Raw genomic sequence first — 17531 nt, forward strand, 5'->3', positions numbered from 1 at the left:
AGGTAGCACTTTATATATGGTAGCTGCATCTTTCTTTTTCTCATCCATTTTAGGTGGTCTTTTAGGATTAGGACTTTTCGTAACAGCTCCCTATGGATTGAAACCAATGAAAAGTATCCATTCAACAACTTCCATTGTGTTGAGTTTCCTTACCGCTATTCCGTTCGCTATTTTAATAGTTATTTTATTCCCAGTAACGCGGTGGATAGTAGGTACCTCTTTAGGGGCAACAGCCTCCATAGTGCCTTTAACTTTGGGAGCTTTACCTTTAGTCGCTTCTTTTGTGTCTGATGCGTTGCGTGTGGGGGCGTTAACATGTGTTGAACCCTCTATAGCTTTAGGGATCCCTAAAGTAAAAATTGTAAAAGATATTCTTTTCCCAGAAATTTTCCCCCAGCTAATTTTTTCATTAAAGTCGTTAGTTGTACACCTGATTGCTTGCTCTACCTTTGCAGGGTTTGTTGGGGGTGGAGGATTGGGGCAGATTTTATTGCAATATGGTTACTATCGTTTTGATTTTTCCATAACGCTATCTGTATTGGTTACTACTTTGTTTTTTATTGAAGGTATCCGGATTTTGGGGGATACTTGGGGACGGCGTATACTAAGACGTCGGGGGATTCTATGAAAAAAATAAAATTACTAGCGCTAGTTGCTTTATTAGCTTCTTTAACAGGGTGTAATAAGAACTCTGAAGAAGTTTTGCGTATCGCTGCCAGTCCAACGCCACACGCTGAACTTCTCTATAGCTTGCAAAAAGAAGCAAAATCCTTAGGATTACGTCTCCAAATACTTCCTGTAGACGATTATCGTGTGCCTAACCGTTTACTTTTAGATAAACAAATAGAGGCAAATTATTTCCAACACGAAGACTTCTTAAAAGATGAATGCTCGCATTATCAGTGTGAAGGAAAGCTGACTGTCTTAGCTAAAGTGCACTTAGAGCCCATGGGGTTATATTCTAATAAGATTCAATCTCTTGATGAGCTTAAAAGCAGAAAACAATTACGTATTGCTGTTCCTGTAGACAGGACAAATGAGCAACGCGCTCTCGATCTATTGAAAGATTGTGGTTTGATTGCTTATAAAAAATCTTCTCATCTAGATATGACAGCGAAAGATGTTTGTGGTTGTGGGGATAGAAAAGTTATTGTTATAGAGATTGCAGCACCTTTATTAGCATCTTCGTTACCCGATGTAGATGCCGCTGTTATTCCTGGAAATTTTGCTATTGCTGCAGGATTTTATCCCTATAAAAATAGCCTTTGCTTAGAGGATGTTCACACATCTAAGTATACTAATGTTGTTGTTGTACGCTCTGAAGATGTAGATAGTCCGCAAATACAGAAATTACGTCAGTTATTTGAGAGTGCTTCTGTGAAAGACTTCTTTGATGCGAAATACAAAGAAAGCTTTTCACTTCATTAATCTATGCGGTCTATACTCTAACATTGGCGGAATGAATCACTTAATTTCTCAATGAAAAGTATAGATGTTTCTGACAGTGGTTTTGCTTGCGCTTGTTTTGATAGCACCTCTTCCATCTATCTTTGTTATTCCAATGGCTTTTGAATGTTTAGTGGTTTTAGACCTAGTGTCTAGGAAGCATAAAGATACATTCAAAGAGATGCGTGAGATAATTATGCAAAGATGAGAAAGCTCTTGCTCAGGAGAATCCACGTAAGGTGGCTATCTTTAAGGGAATTATAAGTAAAAAACTTTTCTATTCTTAAGTATTCCGTTGGATTGTTGTTTAATTTTTATCAAGAACCCGACATGAATAAGTCGTGTTGTTGTCTAAAAAAGATGGCCAACAGGACGCTTAAAGCTGTATTGACTTTTTTCGCGCTGCTGGATATAAGGCATTCTTTTAATGCAACGTATCATTAGACATTTATGTTGTATTTCTTTTAGGTGTTTTATGTTTCCCTTCCTTAAAAATCGAGAGTTACACAAAACGAAAACTTCTAAAAAAACAGCTTCTACAATTAAACATGCAAAGCATTACTTAAATGGATATTTAAAGAAAATAGAGCACATTGTCGCTGCCAATCCTAAAGAAGTAATAGAAGCATGGAATGAAATGTTAGGAACCAAGTATAATGGAATGTTCCAAGCTTTAGGGTTTAAGGATCATATTCTATTGGTAAAGATTTACAGTTCTTCTTTGTATGCTTCGCTAAAGCAAACGAATCAAAGTAGTTTAATCGCTCGGTTGCACCAAGTAGTTCCTCACGCTAAGATCAAGGAAATACAGTTTTTGTTAGGATAATGTATGGACGCAAAAGAAAAAAGTTACGACGCCTCAGCTATTACCGTTTTAGAAGGGCTTCAAGCCGTTCGTGAGCGTCCTGGGATGTATATTGGAGATACTGGAATTACAGGACTTCATCACTTAGTGTATGAAGTTGTAGATAACAGTATCGACGAAGCTATGGCGGGCTATTGTTCTGAAATCTATGTTAGGATTTTAGAGGATGGTGGTATTACTATATCCGACAATGGTCGAGGGATTCCAATACAGATTCATGAAAAGGAATCTAAGAAACAAGGTAGAGATGTTTCTGCTTTAGAAGTTGTTCTCACGGTGCTTCATGCTGGGGGAAAGTTCGATAAAGATAGTTATAAGGTGTCTGGAGGATTGCACGGGGTTGGTGTCTCCTGCGTTAACGCCTTGGCTGAGAAATTAGTCGCAACGGTTTATAAAGATAAGCAAGCTTATCAAATGGAATTCTCCAGAGGAGTTCCTGTAACAGCCTTGCAACCTTTAGGGGTTACAGATAAGCAGGGAACAGAAATCACTTTCTATCCCGATAACAAAATCTTTTCCTCATGTGTTTTCGATCGTTCTATTCTCATTAAAAGACTAAGAGAGCTTGCTTTCTTAAATCGAGGTATCACTATCGTTTTTGAAGATGATCGTGATGTCAGTTTCGATAAGGTTGTCTTTTTCTACGAAGGCGGAATTCAGTCTTTTGTTAGCTACTTAAACCAAAATAAAGAAAGTCTTTTCCCAGAACCTATTTATATTTCTGGGATCCGCACAGGGGATGATGGGGATATTGAATTCGAAGCAGCTCTCCAATGGAACTCTGGATATTCTGAACTCATTTATTCCTATGCTAATAATATTCCTACTCGTCAGGGAGGAACGCATCTTACAGGATTCTCTACTGCACTAACTCGCGTGCTTAATGCCTATATTAAAGCACATAATCTAGCTAAAAATGACAAGTTATCCTTAACCGGTGAAGACATCCGTGAAGGGCTCACTGCTGTGGTTTCTGTTAAAGTTCCTAACCCTCAATTTGAAGGTCAGACCAAGCAGAAATTAGGAAATAGTGATGTAGGATCTGTGTCACAACAGATTACCGGAGAAGCTCTAACGACATTTTTTGAGGAGAATCCTCAAATTGCCAAAATGATCGTTGAGAAAGTCTTTATTGCAGCTCAAGCTAGAGAAGCTGCGAAAAAAGCTAGAGAGTTAACCTTAAGGAAAAGTGCTTTAGATAGCGCACGACTTCCAGGGAAGCTTATCGATTGCTTAGAAAAGGATCCTGAAAAATGTGAGATGTACATTGTAGAGGGAGACTCCGCTGGAGGTTCTGCTAAGCAGGGGAGAGATCGTCGCTTCCAAGCTATCCTTCCTATCAGAGGTAAGATCTTAAACGTAGAGAAAGCTCGTTTACAAAAGATTTTTCAAAACCAAGAGATTGGAACAATTATTGCAGCTTTGGGTTGTGGTATCGGATCGGACAACTTCAACTTAAGCAAATTGCGTTATCGACGTATCATTATCATGACAGATGCTGACGTTGACGGCTCTCACATTCGTACACTGCTATTGACATTCTTCTATCGTCATATGACCGCATTGATTGAAAATGAATGCGTGTATATAGCCCAACCTCCTTTATATAAAGTTAGCAAGAAGAAAGACTTCCGCTATATCCTTTCTGAAAAAGAGATGGATGATTATCTTTTAACATTAGGCGTGGGGGATAGTAAGCTTGTTTTCAAAAATGGAGGTCGTGAGATAAGCGGAGAAGCTTTGGATAGCTTTGTAAAGCTTATCTTAAACGTAGAAAGTTTTATAGTTGCTCTAGAGAAGAAAGCTATACCTTTTTCTGAATTTTTAGAGATGCGCAGTGAAACTTCTGGGTACCCTCTATATTATTGTCCTCCAAAAAGTGGAAAACAAGGAGGACGTTACTTCCATTCTACAGAAGAGAAAGACAAAGAAGTTTTGTCATCTGAAGATCCAGATTCTGTAAAAGTTGTTGAATTGTATAAAACGGCTGTTTTTGCGGAGATCCAAGAAGAACTCCGTGATTATGGTTTAGATATTCGTCATTATCTCAATCCAAAAGATTCTGAGATGGTGATTACAAATGAAGATTCAAAAACGCTTCCATACACTTGCTATACTTTGAAAGAAGTCATTGATCATCTTAAAGCCCTTGGAAGAAAGGGAATAGAAATCCAACGCTATAAAGGTCTTGGAGAGATGAACGCAGATCAGCTTTGGGATACGACTATGAATCCTGAGCAAAGAACTTTAGTACGTGTATCATTGAAAGATGCTGTAGAGGCAGATCATATTTTTACCATGCTTATGGGAGAAGAAGTCCCGCCAAGAAGGGAATTTATTGAAAATCACGCTCTATCAGTTAAGATGAATAATTTAGATATTTAGGAGACGGTTATCACTATGTTTAACAAAGAAGAAATCATTGTCCCTAAAAATCTAGAAGAAGAAATGAAGGAAAGTTACCTTCGTTATTCTATGTCTGTGATTATTTCCCGGGCACTTCCTGATGTTCGTGATGGTTTGAAGCCTTCACAGAGACGCATTCTTTATGCGATGAAACAATTAAATCTTACCCCTGGAGCCAAGCATCGTAAATGTGCGAAAATTTGCGGTGACACCTCTGGAGACTACCATCCTCACGGCGAAAGTGTTATTTACCCTACATTGGTGCGTATGGCTCAAAATTGGGCTATGCGTTATCCACTGGTAGATGGACAAGGAAACTTTGGTTCTATTGACGGTGATCCTGCAGCTGCTATGCGTTATACGGAAGCCCGTCTAACTCATAGTGCGATCTTCCTAATGGAAGATTTAGATAAAGATACCGTAGACATGGTATCCAACTATGATGAGACAAAACACGAACCTGTTGTTTTCCCTTCGAAATTCCCTAACCTTCTTTGTAATGGTTCCTCGGGTATTGCTGTGGGTATGGCGACAAATATCCCTCCACATAATCTTGGGGAATTAATTGAAGCTACGCTACTTGTATTAAGCAATCCTAATGCTTCTATTGAAGAAATCTTAGAAGTCATGCCTGGTCCTGATTTCCCCACAGGGGGGATCATTTGTGGCGGTGAAGGCATTCGCTCTACATACCATACAGGAAGAGGTAAAATAAAAGTCCGCGCACGTCTTCATGTAGAAGAGAATGCGGATAAGCATCGTGAGAATATTATTCTCACCGAGATGCCTTACAATGTAAATAAATCCAGATTAATCGAGCAAATTGCCGATCTAGTTAATGATAAGACCTTAGCAGGAATTTCAGACGTTCGAGATGAATCGGATAAAGATGGTATCAGAGTCGTTCTTGAGCTGAAGAAAGGAGAATCATCGGAAATTGTTATTAACCGTCTCTATAAGTTTACTGATATTCAAGTGACTTTCGGAGCTAACATGCTTGCCTTGGATAAAAATCTCCCAAGGACCATGAATATTCATAGAATGATTTCTGCTTGGATACGTCACCGTACAGAAGTTATCCGTAGAAGAACCCGCTACGAATTGAATAAAGCTGAAGCACGCGCGCATATTCTTGAAGGTTTCTTAAAAGCTCTTTCTTGTTTAGATGAGGTTGTTCGTACAATTCGCAATAGTGATAGTAAAGAGCACGCTAAACACCAACTAGTTGAGAATTTTGGATTTACCGAACAGCAATCTGTAGCTATTCTTGAATTACGCTTGTACCAATTGACAGGGTTAGAAGCTGAGAAAATTCAAAAAGAATACGATGAATTGCTAAATAAAATTGCTTACTACAAACGTGTTCTTGCTGACGAAGGTCTCGTCAAAGATATCATTAGAAATGAACTGCAGGACATTCAAAGAGTTCATAAAACTCCTCGTAGAACTAGGATAGAATTTGATGCTGATGATATCCGCGATATTGAAGATATCATCACTAATGAACCTGTAATTATTACCATATCAGGTGATGATTATGTAAAAAGAATGCCTATAAAAGTCTTTAGAGAGCAGAAACGTGGTGGTCACGGAGTTTCTGGATTCGATATGAAGAAAGGCTCTGATTTCTTAAAAGCAGTATATTCAGCATCCACAAAAGACTACCTATTAATCTTCACTAATTTTGGTCAATGTTACTGGCTGAAAGTATGGCAATTGCCTGAAGGTGAAAGACGCGCCAAAGGTAAGCCGATTATTAATTTCCTTGAAGGCATCCGTCCTGGAGAACAACTTGCAGCAGTTCTTAACGTTAAGAACTTTGAAAATGCTGGATTCTTGTTCTTGGCAACGAAACATGGTGTTGTTAAGAAGGTCGCTCTTGAAGCTTTCAGCAATCCTAGAAAGAAAGGTATTCGTGCTTTAGAAATAGATGACGGCGATGAGCTCATTGCAGCTGCTCATATTACTAGTGAGGAAGAAAAAGTCATGCTCTTTACAAGATTAGGCATGGCTGTACGTTTCCCTCATGACAAGGTACGTCCTATGGGAAGAACAGCACGTGGTGTACGCGGTGTTTCATTAAAGAATGAAAATGATCGTGTAGTGGCTTGCCAAATTGTTAAAGATGATCAATCTGTTCTTGTTGTTTGTGATAATGGTTTCGGAAAACGTTCTCAAGTGGGAGACTTCAGAGAAACCAATCGTGGTGGAGTAGGAGTACGCTCTATCCTTATCAATGAGAGAAACGGGGATGTTCTTGGAGCTATTTCCGTTACAGATAATGACAGTATTTTACTGATGTCAGCACAAGGGCAAGCTATCCGTATTAATATGCAAGATGTACGCGTTATGGGAAGATCTACTCAAGGTGTGCGTTTAGTCCATGTTAAAGACGGTGATATCCTAGTTGCTATGGAGAAACTCTCTTTAAATGAAGATGAAACTCTAGCAGATATCGAACAAGAGAGTCCCTCACCACAAGTATAGAGGAAAACGCTGTGTTTATAGTCATTGAAGGATGTGAAGGTTCTGGGAAAAGTTCCTTAACAGAACTCCTAAAAGACAGGCTAATAGCTGAGGGGAAAGCGGTTGTTGCCACTAGAGAGCCTGGGGGGTCTCCTCTAGGAGAGCGAGTGCGGGATTTGATTTTAGAACCATCTACACCATCAATTTCCCCTTATACAGAGCTGTTTCTATTTCTTGCTGCACGTGCGGAACACATAACTAAAAAAATATTTCCAGCATTAGAATCAGGAAATATTGTCATTTGTGATAGATTTCACGATTCTACAATTGTCTACCAGGGAATAGCTGAAGGATTAGGCAAAGAGTATGTGACAAGCCTATGTCATCATGTCGTAGGAGAGAAAAAGTTTCTTCCAGATTTAACTTGTCTTTTAGATATTCCAGCTGATGAAGGCTTAAGAAGAAAACAACAGCAAAAATCTTTAGATAAATTCGAAGATAAACCTTTAGCCTATCATACAAAAATCCGTGAAGGGTTTTTATCTCTTGCTGAAGCACATCCTAATAGTTATCTTATTTTAGATGGGAGACAACCTCTCGAAGAGTCTCTTAATAAAGTAATGACAGCCTATACAGAACTCGCGTTATGCAAATAGAAGAAAAGGTTGATAATGACCCCTGGGAAGCCTTACTTGATAATATTAATCAAGGGAAGGTCTCTCATGCAATTTTATTGCATGGGAATGCATTATCCTTACTTTCACAATATGCGTATGATTTAGCAGCGCATATCCTTATTAAAGATACTCCTGAAGCACAATATAAAATTACCCAAAGAGTTCATCCTGATATTCACGAGTTTTTCCCTTCAGGGAAAGGAAGATTGCATCCTATAGAGATTCCTAGAGACATTAAAAAACAGATAGGCGTGCTGCCTTATGAAGGGTGTTATAAGATCTATATCATTCATGAAGTAGATCGCATGACTCTTCCAGCAATCTCTGTGTTTTTAAAAGTTCTTGAAGATGCTCCCGCGCATAGTGTGATTCTACTGACATCGGCAAAACTTCAGCGTATCCCGGCAACGATTCTTTCCCGTAGTTTATCTATCTATATTCAAGGCAAGGAAAACGTAGCCCCAAATGAAGAAGATATAGAATATCTTTTAAACTATGCCTCTGGGAAAATGAAAATTACAGAAGTAGGACAAATAGTTAAAGGCAACGCCGATACAGATAAGCAGGTGCTTAGAGATAAAGCTAAGGTCCTTTTGGAAATTCTTCTTAAATTATTTAGAGATCGCTTTATGCTTTCTTTAAATATCCCTGCAAGCGCGCTGGCATATCCTAAATACGCCAAAGACATCCTGAATCTACCTATACTACCTTTAGAAAAGGTATTGATTATTATAGAGAAAGCTCATCAAGCTTTGGATAACTCTTCATCAGCAACAAGTTGTATGGAATGGGTAGCCTTACAACTTGTATCACTGAATAATCGTTTAGCGCGTTAACTTAAAGTGTTTGTCCATAGAGGAATCGTTTCCTGCATTTTCTGTAAAACGAGCGCTGGAATTTCATGCCCTCCCTTAAAAGAAATAAAATCTCCCTCGAGTCGTGAAGAGAGGAGCTTGTTTAGCCTTTCCCCATGATAATAAGGTAAAATCGCATCCTGATATCCATGACTTTGAATAAAGGGAACTTTCGCACAAAGATTCACATTGTTTTCCCACCCTTTATCTAATAGTAAAGCTCCAGAACAAATCAAAGCTCCTCGGTAAGGAATTTTAGAAGATAGCACAAGATGCGTTGTCATCATAGCACCCTGACTAAACCCTCCAAGAATAACATCTTGTCGAGGACGACCTAACTCCTCAATAAGATTCTCTAAAGCTGTTTTTGGCTTTTCAAAGTCGATATTAAATAACGTTTGATATTGCTGTTCTGTCTCAGGAGTAATATCAGGATTCGAAATCAAACTTTGAAATAAAGGAATATCTAAAGGAAACCACGCCTTGCCTTCTCCAAATTCATAAGAAAGATCTTCTACCCCATGGGGAAATATCCATGTAGGACGTATACCTTTGAAAGGACATGCTGAAGGAAAGAATGCTAAGTTATCAGCATCTGCTCCATAGCCATGACAAAAGATAATAACGGGATCATCAGGATCTCCAGGACATACTATGGCGTCTAATCCAGCAAACTTACGACGAAAAAATGAATAATCCATGAATGCTCTCAAAGGTAATTTTATAGTGAAATTTTAGACCAAGTTAGTCGGATTAATTTTAGAGATCAAGGCTTTCTTATGAACCTGCACTATCAAGAAAAAATTAGAATTCTTTTTTCTATAAGGTAAATGATTAATTTCATTTACATTAAAAACGTTTTAATCTTTTTTAATAAAATCTATTTTAAAAAACTTGGATTTAGAAACATGCCTATGCTAAAGTCTTTCCAGGAAAAAATTAAACCTGATTTTTAACTCAATCATTCGATTTTTGGTTCAAAAGTTCTAAAAGCGATTAATTCTAGACCGTTTATGTCCGGTGCTGATCCAGATTTTTTTTTACGTCAAGCTGCAGATTACTTACATCAAGGAAAGGTAATAGCCTTTCCAACAGATACCGTCTATGGTTTAGCTGTGGCATTAAATTCTCCAAATGCTCAAGAGAAGATCTATTCTCTAAAACATAGAGAGCGGGGGAAGCCTTTAGTTATTTATGTAAACACACTTGAAGATATTGAAAAGTTCTCAGGCTGTCCTTTGTCTTCACAAGCGATGAAACTAGCTCAAGAGTTTCTTCCAGGGCCTTTAACTTTACTTGTAGATCATAGGAATTCTAGATTTTCTCAAGAAAAGTTAGGCTTTAGGATTCCTTCCCTTCCTGTAGTAGAAAGGTTAATTGATCTATCAGGCCCTTTATTAGGAACCTCTGCGAATATTTCAAATTTCCCTCCTGCAGTAGTTTCTGAAGAAGTTGTTGAAGATTTTCCGAATGAGGATATTTTTATTATTCCTGGTCAATGTTCCTTTGGATTAGAATCTACAGTAATATCTACAGATCCATTAAAGATATATCGTGAGGGGATAATCTCACGACAAGCGATTGAAGAGATTATGGGGGAGACAATAGAGCCGTGTGTAACGCAGCATGCATTTTCTCAGCATGTTAAAATTTACACGCTAAGAGATAGTGCTGCTTTGAATGAGTTTCTTAAACTCCATGAGGGGTTTCAGGGTAGTGTTTGTGAAGATCCTCAGCCATGGAATTTCTATCCTACATTACGAAAAGCATTACGATCTTCGGATCCCACAGTTATATTTGTTTATAATCAGCAGACATCTTCATATCCGGAGCTTATGTCTTATCTAGCGCCTTATACCCACACTAGGTGATTTCATGATCATAGATATGCACTGTGACCTTCTTTCTCACAAAACTTTTTCTGATCATGATCCTTTTGTCCGTTGTTCCCCTAACCAACTACTCTCTGGGGGAGTCAATAAACAAGTGTGCGCTATATTTACTGAACATAGCGAAAGTTCCCCAAAAGCTGACAAACAAAATCAACTATTTTTCAGCCTTCCAGAATCGGATACACGCATCCAACTGATCTCTTTTGATTCTGATATTGTAGATCAAGACAACAGTAAAAACTCTCTTTCGATTATTCGTAGTATAGAAAATGCCTCAGCATTAGGTTCTGACTACCAACATCTCAGTGAACTTTTGCGTAAGCTTATTCAGCTATTTTCCATGGGGCCTATTGCTTATTTAGGTATTGTCTGGAATGGGAGAAATCGTTTTGGAGGAGGGGTTTTTGATCCCCATAAACTGACTCCTGATGGTAAGCGTTTATTAGAGGTTATGGAGCAATTGGCTATTCCTATAGATCTTAGCCATTGTTGTGATAGGCTCGCGGATGATATTCTAGATTATACCCTGGATAAGCTGCCTACCATGCAAGTTCTTGCTAGCCATTCTAACTTCCGAGAAGTTCAAAATATCCCCAGGAACCTTACCAATGCTCATGCAAAAGAAATAGCATCTAGAGGCGGCGTGATCGGTTTAAATATTGTGAACTACTTTGTAGGAGCATCTTTAAAAGATTTGCAACAGCATGTCTATCATGCTGAAAAATTGGGGATCTTGGATAAACTCGTCCTAGGAACAGACTTTTTCTATTCTGATGAACACGAGAAGTTCTTCCCAGAATGCTCTACAGCTAAAGATCACCCAAATATTCATAGTATTCTCAAAGATAGATTACACGCAAAGGACGCAGAAAAGATACTTTGGCAATCTGCCCAGACATTTTTAAATGAAACACTGCGTCTTCAAAAAGAAAGAAGAGCCATCCGTTTAGATATATAAAAAAAGCCCGAAGCATATACTTCGAGCTTTTTTTTAAAGATAATTTCAACAAAGGAAGATGAATCTTATACGTCTTCCTTAGCCTCTTCAGCTTCTTCTGCAGTATCATTTTGTGAGCTTCTTTCATCAGCAGATTGCTCACGTGAAGATGAACTTTCAGAAGTAGGGATTGCTCCTGATGATGAGTCACTTCTTGAGCTTCTTGAGCTTTTCCTATTTTCCCACCAAGCGCTTAAACGAGAGCGTGGACTTGAAAGGCCATCAATACCAGCATTTAATGAAAGCGTCGAGCTACTTCTTCTCATTGGTATAGCAGGCGTTGCCTGCTCGCCTTCACTTATTTTTTTCTGTATGTGCTGAATTACTAATTCAGCTGCATCTAATTCTTTTGTTTTTGCAGCTAATTGACCATTTAATCTACCAACTTCCTTCTCAAAATCATCAGTTAATCTACTGATTAAACCTTCTTGGTTAGCAACAGCTCTAGCAAGATCATCGCTAAGGGTGGCTATCTGAACAGATGTTTTTTGAGCGTCTGAAACTAGATCTTTAACTTTATCATCAAGTTGCTGAGCCTTTTCTTTTTCCGAAGTCAATGCAGCCTGAAGCTCTTGAATACGTTCTTCTTTTCTCTGAATGGCTGCTTCAGACTCTTGAGGACGTGCCTGAAGTGCACGATTTTCTTCTCTAGCTTGCGTTAATCCTTGTTCAGCTTCCTGTAAACGTAATTGTAGATCTGCAGCACCGCGTTTCTCTGTTTCAAGTTCTTTGGAAATTGCTAAAATCTGTCTTTGAGATTCACCAAGCTCTTCTTGTAGGCGGGTAGCCTCACCTGTTTTCTGTTCGACCAAACTGCTAATTCTTATGATTTCACTAGCCAATACGTCTTCTTCTTGATGAGAAGGAGCCGGCTTTTTAAGAATGCGCATAGCTATCCCAAAGGCGATCAGTCCTGCACCTAAGGCAAGAACGGTAGCCCCTAAAGCAATAGAGAATGCTGAAGGCAAACTAGCAATCGTAAGAGTTAGAAGCAAAATCCCGGATATAACTAAAATAATACCTACAGCAATAAGGGTAATGCTAACAACCTTGCGGCTAATATGAGCATCCTGACATACCCGTTTTAATGCTGAAACCTTTTCTATAGCCTCTTCTTGAGAGGAGGAACGTGATATAGGAGAAATCATATTCTAAACTATTTAAAATAATAAAAATCGAAGAAAGTTTAACAAAATTATTATTAATATTCATTAAAAAGAGAGAAAATAAGATCTTGCATTATAGAAAGATTTTTAATTTCTTCTCTTATGCTAATAATAAGAAATAATAAACCACAGAGAATAGGAGAGTAGAGCTCTCTAATAAAGTTTTAATGCCATTAAAACTAAAGAGTTATCAAGATTTCTTTATAATCCAAGAGCGTCAGAAAGAGGCGTATCTAACTATGTAGGATTGATATTTTCATTAGCGTCTTCAAACTCTTCATCAGATTCGTTATTATCGTTGCTAATAGATAAGCTTTCTATAGTTTCCTCGTCCTGTTCTGTATTCTCAATGACAGGTGGCGCGGTAATAGCAAGTAGGGGAGGTGTGCCTGCTGCCCCTCCCATAGCGGAAGAAACAGTTTGTCGCCCACTAGGTAAGAAGGAACCTAAAAATTGCGATGTAGACGAAATAGATGAGGAAATTGTGCCTAGCCAGGAGGAGATTGTAGGAGGTGGGGGGATAATAGGCTGATTTAGTTTTAAACTCGAAATTTGATTTTTGTAATGCGTTATTTGAGCACTATGTGCAATGAGCTCTGTTGTTAGGTCAAAGTTTTTAGTATTAGCTTCCTGAAGATTCCTCTCCAATAGATTTGAGCGTGATACCGCGCTCTCTAAACTTTTTTCAAACAAGATCCTTTCAGTTCTTCTTAAATCTTGTTCGTGTTGCATCAAATATAAATGGGCAACTCCTTGAGCGCTTAAACTGAAGGCACGGATATCTTGAAGACCGCCAACAAATAGGGCTGCTCCTGCGATGCCTAACCCTAAACTGATTCCAGGACGGAACCAAGTAGTGATCAGAAGCTCAGAAATAAGAGCGCCAACGATACAACCTATACCGAGAACAATTTCAGTCATTGCGATTACTGTTCTTGTTTTCCCCATACAATGCACCCGACCATAGGTCAAAACATCTAATGAAGAGGGGAAAAGTACGGAAAGAATAGTCTCTGTATTTTTTTCGTTTGGAATAATTAGCCCTCGGCCTCTAATAGCAGTTTTTATATCTAGATAATTTCTTCTCCAAACAGCATTTTGAGAATAGACAACCTTAAGACAATGGGCAATGACCACAGAACCTATAACGAGTCCTGCTACCCCCAAGGAAATACTTAAGGCTGAGGTGAGTCCTAAAGGAAGGATTAATACGCTCACTCCAACAAGAAGTAGGATAATACCTAGAACAAAAGCTCCAATAACAGCTAGGAAAGTCTGTCTTTCGTTTTTAATAAAGTTTCGGTTATTCGCCAAAACAGAAATCGTTCTTACTTGATTCTCTGAATTTCTGACTTGAATATCAACGGGAATAGACATACATTAAAAGACTAAATCATTAAAAGAAACATGCTACCATTTAATTATAAATGGTGTAAATCCAATTTTCTTTTTAAACCTCTTCATTAGTTTGCATTATAATAATAGAACTCGAAAGCGTAATAACACTTTTTTGAAAAGAGAGAGTAAGGCTAACCCCACAGAGGTGCGGGGTTAGTTTTCAATTTTTGATTAATTAGAAGAGAATCTATAAGAGTCCTTCTTGTAATGGGAATAAATAACTTCTACAACATCTTCTGATGAATCAACTAGGTGCAAATTTTTTGGACATGTATGGGTGTAGTGTAAGTTTTTCATCCACTCTACCAAAGGTCTCCAAAACTGTGTATCTACTAGGACAATAGGATTTGGGACTTCTTGACACCTAAAGTTATCTAAAGCAAAAAAGAGCTCGCTTACCGTTCCCAGCCCTCCAGGAAAGACGATACAGCCTGAAGAATTTCCGATCATCCCTTGTAGGCGATGGGAAATATGGGAGACCTGACAATAATTTCATTAGCGGCTTTCATAATTCCGAGCCCAGATCCAGTAACTACGGAATAACCATTTTTAGCTAATGAGAGACTTATATTTTGAGCCTTGTGATAATTTTCATCCGTAGGGGAGGATCCACCTGCTACAACTATCCATGGACCCCGCCCTTGATAAAATTGAGATGAGGAGATGATTTGTTCACAATCATTAATATGCTTAGCTTCCCAAACCTGAGAAAATGCCTCTGATGCAGGGGCGGACATTAACAGGGCGAAACAAATAAACCGCGCTTCACAAAAAACTAATTTCATAATTAAAACATACTATTTTGCAGTTAAAGCGCAGCATCTTAATTATCTTGAATCATAAAAGTCTATTTTAATTATAAGATATCGTGTTATAACACACTCCTATTTCAAAGGTGCGATGAATCCTATATCGGCAACCTTTCTTTACAATCTATTAACTGGCAATCTGGGGATTAAAAACGTCCTATGCGAATAAAGTATTTCAACCAATTGTTAAGCATGAAATATGCTCTATTTTCGGCCATATTTCTATCTGCGACCACAGTATTTGCTTGTACATTCCCTGAAATTTCCCCAGACTTTTCTAAGAAAGGGTGGGTGACATTACTGATAGGAGGGTTTGCTTTTTTCTGTGCGAGAACAGTGGGAATTTTGGTAAATCAGATCATTGATCACGCTATAGATAAGAAAAACCCAAGAACCTCTTTTAGGGTATTACCTTCAAAAAAGCTCTCATTCAACTTCGTTTCATTTGTTGCAGCCCTAGCTTCGCTCTTCTTTGTCATTCTATGTATGTTTTTAAATAAGGAATGTACCTGGCTAGCTTTAGTCTCTACTATTCTTATGGTTGTTTATGCTTATGCAAAACGCGTGACTTACTTATGTCATTGGATACTGGGGTTAATTTATTATCTGGCAATTCTTATGAATTTTTATGCCTTATCCTCAGGCCCTCTTTCTTTGAAGATGTTTACCATAGTTTCTTTATGGGGGATAACAGCAGCAATGATCATCGCTGCGAACGATATTATCTACGCTATTCAGGATTTAGATTTCGATAGAGAAGAAAAGCTCTACAGCATTCCTGCATGTTTTGGAAAAGAAAAGGCTATCCGCATTGCTTCGGGATGCTTAATCATTAGTTTAATATCTTATATAGTGATGTCTTTGCTTGCATCTTTCACTAAATTAGGTTGTGTATTATCTTTTTTCCCAGCCTTAGTCATTTGCAAGACTATGAAAAACTATCATGGGATGCATAAGAACAAAGCTAATTTTGAAAGATGTTTCTTTAGGGGAAATATTTACCTTGCTTTATCCTTTTTCGTCGTCATGGTAAGTTTATTACTTTCATAATGTTAATGGATACGCATGAAACGTTATATTGTAGGCATCTCCGGAGCTTCTGGAATAGTCTTAGCTGTAAAGCTCATAGAAGAACTATCTAAAATGCAACATGATGTTGAAGTCATTCTTTCTCCAGCAGCAATGAAAACCCTCTATTATGAGCTTGACACCTATTCTTTGCTGTCTTTAATTCCTGAAGAGAACCATCCCTATATTCATCAACACAACATCAAATCTATAGAGAGTAAATTAGCCTCAGGATCCTATCGCGTAGATGGTACTGTCATTGTTCCTTGTAGCATGGCAACATTAGCAGCTCTTTCGGTGGGATTGGGGGACAACCTATTAAGAAGAGTCGCTGATGTTGCTCTAAAAGAACGTAGGAAATTGATTTTAGTTCCTAGAGAAAGCCCCTTACATGCGATTCATTTGGAGAACTTACTCAAACTATCTCAAAATGGAGCTATTATTCTTCCTCCTATGCCCATGTGGTACTTCAAACCACAAACAGTCGAGGATATTACTAAGGATATTGTTGGTAAAATTCTATCTTTACTAGACGTAGAAAGTGACTTAGAAAAAGTTTGGGTAAACCCAGCCTAGTTGGCGCGTTTACCGTTGATTACTTCATGAAGATTTTCAATCGCAATAAATGCGTAAGGATCTTCTCTGTGGACGATTTCTTTAAGTTGTGAAAGCTGCAAACGCTCGACAACAATATAAAGAATATGCCTTTGTTCTCCAGAATAGCCACCTTCAGCATGGATATACGTAAGACCAACTCCCAAATTCTCCATAAGGATATGGCCGAGTTTTCTTGGAGAAGAGGTGATGATCGTGACGGATTTTGTATCTTCAAGGCCCAAAATCACCATATCCATAACCTTTGTAGCAATACCATAGGTTAAGAACGAGACAAACGCTGTGTGCCAATTTTGATAAACGATCCCTGCTAATGCAAAAATGAAAAAGTTGGCAAAAAGGATAACTTGACCAACAGTATATCCTCTTTTTTTATTGATAATGATTCCTAAAATCTCCGTACCATCCGTAGATCCTCCATGACGGATAATCAAACCGCACCCCACCCCGATAATGGCACCGCCGAAAACCACGGTTTCCAGTTCGGATCCCTTAAAAACGATAGGGTGGAATCCAAACCATACAGGTAGAGAATCAATGAGCCATAAGGCGCAAGAAAAGACAATAACGGCAGTCATCATCTGAATAACGAAATACTTGCCAATCTGTTTGAAAGCCAAGATAACGAAAGGTAGGTTAAATAATATCAAACAAAAAGGAAGGTACTTATGACCAAAGAAATGGGAGGCAATAAGAGATAGTCCTACGATGCCGCCGTCAATAAGCTCATTAGGTACTAAAACCATTTGAACGCCGCAAGCAGCAAGAAACCCTCCAAGAATAAACCAACTTAAGGTCTTGGAAAAGTACAGAGGAAAGCTAAACTTCGTTAAACGAGTTCCATGGGGCATTTTCAACCTCTGATTGAATGT

Annotated in this window: 15 protein-coding genes and 1 pseudogene; 11 read left to right on the forward strand and 5 right to left on the reverse strand. The window is 38.4% G+C overall.

The genetic code is table 11. From position 1 onward, the window contains the following. Nucleotides 1-16 precede the first annotated feature (16 nt). From CCA_RS02525 to CCA_RS02560, 7 genes are all read left to right on the forward strand, one after another. The gene (locus CCA_RS02525; protein WP_193328806.1) at nucleotides 17-628 is read left to right on the forward strand and encodes an ABC transporter permease subunit; all 612 of its coding nucleotides are present in this window, start codon (nucleotides 17-19) and stop codon (nucleotides 626-628) included. Continuing rightward, on the forward strand, nucleotides 625-1428 hold the full coding sequence (locus CCA_RS02530; protein ID WP_011006463.1) for a MetQ/NlpA family ABC transporter substrate-binding protein: 804 nt from the start codon (nucleotides 625-627) through the stop codon (nucleotides 1426-1428). Before CCA_RS02525 ends, CCA_RS02530 begins: the two co-directional genes overlap by 4 nt. Nucleotides 1429-1921: 493 nt before the next feature. After that, on the forward strand, nucleotides 1922-2272 hold the full coding sequence (locus CCA_RS02540) for a DciA family protein (RefSeq protein WP_011006465.1): 351 nt from the start codon (nucleotides 1922-1924) through the stop codon (nucleotides 2270-2272). Nucleotides 2273-2275: 3 nt separating this feature from the next. Continuing rightward, nucleotides 2276-4696, forward strand: coding sequence for a DNA topoisomerase (ATP-hydrolyzing) subunit B (gyrB, locus tag CCA_RS02545; protein WP_011006466.1), 2421 nt, complete (start codon nucleotides 2276-2278; stop codon nucleotides 4694-4696). 15 nt (nucleotides 4697-4711) lie between these two features. Next, complete coding sequence (gene gyrA / locus CCA_RS02550; RefSeq protein WP_011006467.1) at nucleotides 4712-7204, forward strand: DNA topoisomerase (ATP-hydrolyzing) subunit A; 2493 nt, start codon at nucleotides 4712-4714, stop codon at nucleotides 7202-7204. Between the two features lie 11 nt (nucleotides 7205-7215). Beyond that, nucleotides 7216-7839 carry a dTMP kinase gene (gene tmk, locus CCA_RS02555; RefSeq protein ID WP_011006468.1) on the forward strand — a complete coding sequence of 208 codons (624 nt, stop codon included), beginning with the start codon at nucleotides 7216-7218 and terminating at the stop codon, nucleotides 7837-7839. Next, nucleotides 7830-8696 (forward strand): PRK05917 family protein, encoded by an 867-nt coding sequence (locus tag CCA_RS02560; protein WP_011006469.1) that lies wholly within the window; start codon nucleotides 7830-7832, stop codon nucleotides 8694-8696. The genes tmk and CCA_RS02560 overlap by 10 nt, the downstream gene beginning before the upstream one ends. On the opposite strand, the gene CCA_RS02565 is transcribed toward CCA_RS02560, so the two are convergent. Further along, nucleotides 8693-9415 (reverse strand): hydrolase, encoded by a 723-nt coding sequence (locus tag CCA_RS02565; protein ID WP_011006470.1) that lies wholly within the window; start codon nucleotides 9413-9415, stop codon nucleotides 8693-8695. The two genes, CCA_RS02560 and CCA_RS02565, sit on opposite strands and share 4 nt — an antisense overlap. Nucleotides 9416-9727: 312 nt before the next feature. On the opposite strand from CCA_RS02565, the gene CCA_RS02570 reads away from it, so the two are divergent. After that, a complete protein-coding gene (locus CCA_RS02570; RefSeq protein WP_011006471.1) occupies nucleotides 9728-10585 on the forward strand; it encodes an L-threonylcarbamoyladenylate synthase in 858 nt (285 codons plus the stop codon). A gap of 4 nt (nucleotides 10586-10589) precedes the next feature. Further along, the gene (locus CCA_RS02575) at nucleotides 10590-11564 is read left to right on the forward strand and encodes a membrane dipeptidase (protein ID WP_011006472.1); all 975 of its coding nucleotides are present in this window, start codon (nucleotides 10590-10592) and stop codon (nucleotides 11562-11564) included. A gap of 65 nt (nucleotides 11565-11629) precedes the next feature. Here the strand turns inward: CCA_RS02575 and CCA_RS02580 are convergent, their stop codons facing one another. From CCA_RS02580 to CCA_RS02590, 3 genes and pseudogenes are all read right to left on the reverse strand, one after another. After that, nucleotides 11630-12751 (reverse strand): DUF308 domain-containing protein, encoded by a 1122-nt coding sequence (locus CCA_RS02580; protein ID WP_011006473.1) that lies wholly within the window; start codon nucleotides 12749-12751, stop codon nucleotides 11630-11632. Nucleotides 12752-13006: 255 nt separating this feature from the next. Beyond that, entirely contained in the window at nucleotides 13007-14146 is a 1140-nt protein-coding gene (locus CCA_RS02585) for a CPSIT_0556 family inclusion membrane protein (RefSeq protein WP_011006474.1), read from the reverse strand. A gap of 192 nt (nucleotides 14147-14338) precedes the next feature. Then, a pseudogene (locus CCA_RS02590) lies at nucleotides 14339-14904 on the reverse strand (LOG family protein). A 231-nt stretch (nucleotides 14905-15135) separates the two neighbouring features. On the opposite strand from CCA_RS02590, the gene CCA_RS02595 reads away from it, so the two are divergent. After that, complete coding sequence (locus CCA_RS02595; RefSeq protein ID WP_011006475.1) at nucleotides 15136-16026, forward strand: 4-hydroxybenzoate octaprenyltransferase; 891 nt, start codon at nucleotides 15136-15138, stop codon at nucleotides 16024-16026. 15 nt (nucleotides 16027-16041) lie between these two features. After that, a complete protein-coding gene (locus CCA_RS02600; RefSeq protein WP_011006476.1) occupies nucleotides 16042-16620 on the forward strand; it encodes a flavin prenyltransferase UbiX in 579 nt (192 codons plus the stop codon). Here the strand turns inward: CCA_RS02600 and CCA_RS02605 are convergent. Further along, a complete protein-coding gene (locus tag CCA_RS02605; RefSeq protein WP_011006477.1) occupies nucleotides 16617-17510 on the reverse strand; it encodes a YitT family protein in 894 nt (297 codons plus the stop codon). The two genes, CCA_RS02600 and CCA_RS02605, sit on opposite strands and share 4 nt — an antisense overlap. Between the last annotated feature and the right edge of the window lie 21 nt (nucleotides 17511-17531).

The sequence above is a fragment of the Chlamydia caviae GPIC genome (genome assembly GCF_000007605.1).
Lineage (GTDB): Bacteria > Chlamydiota > Chlamydiia > Chlamydiales > Chlamydiaceae > Chlamydia > Chlamydia caviae.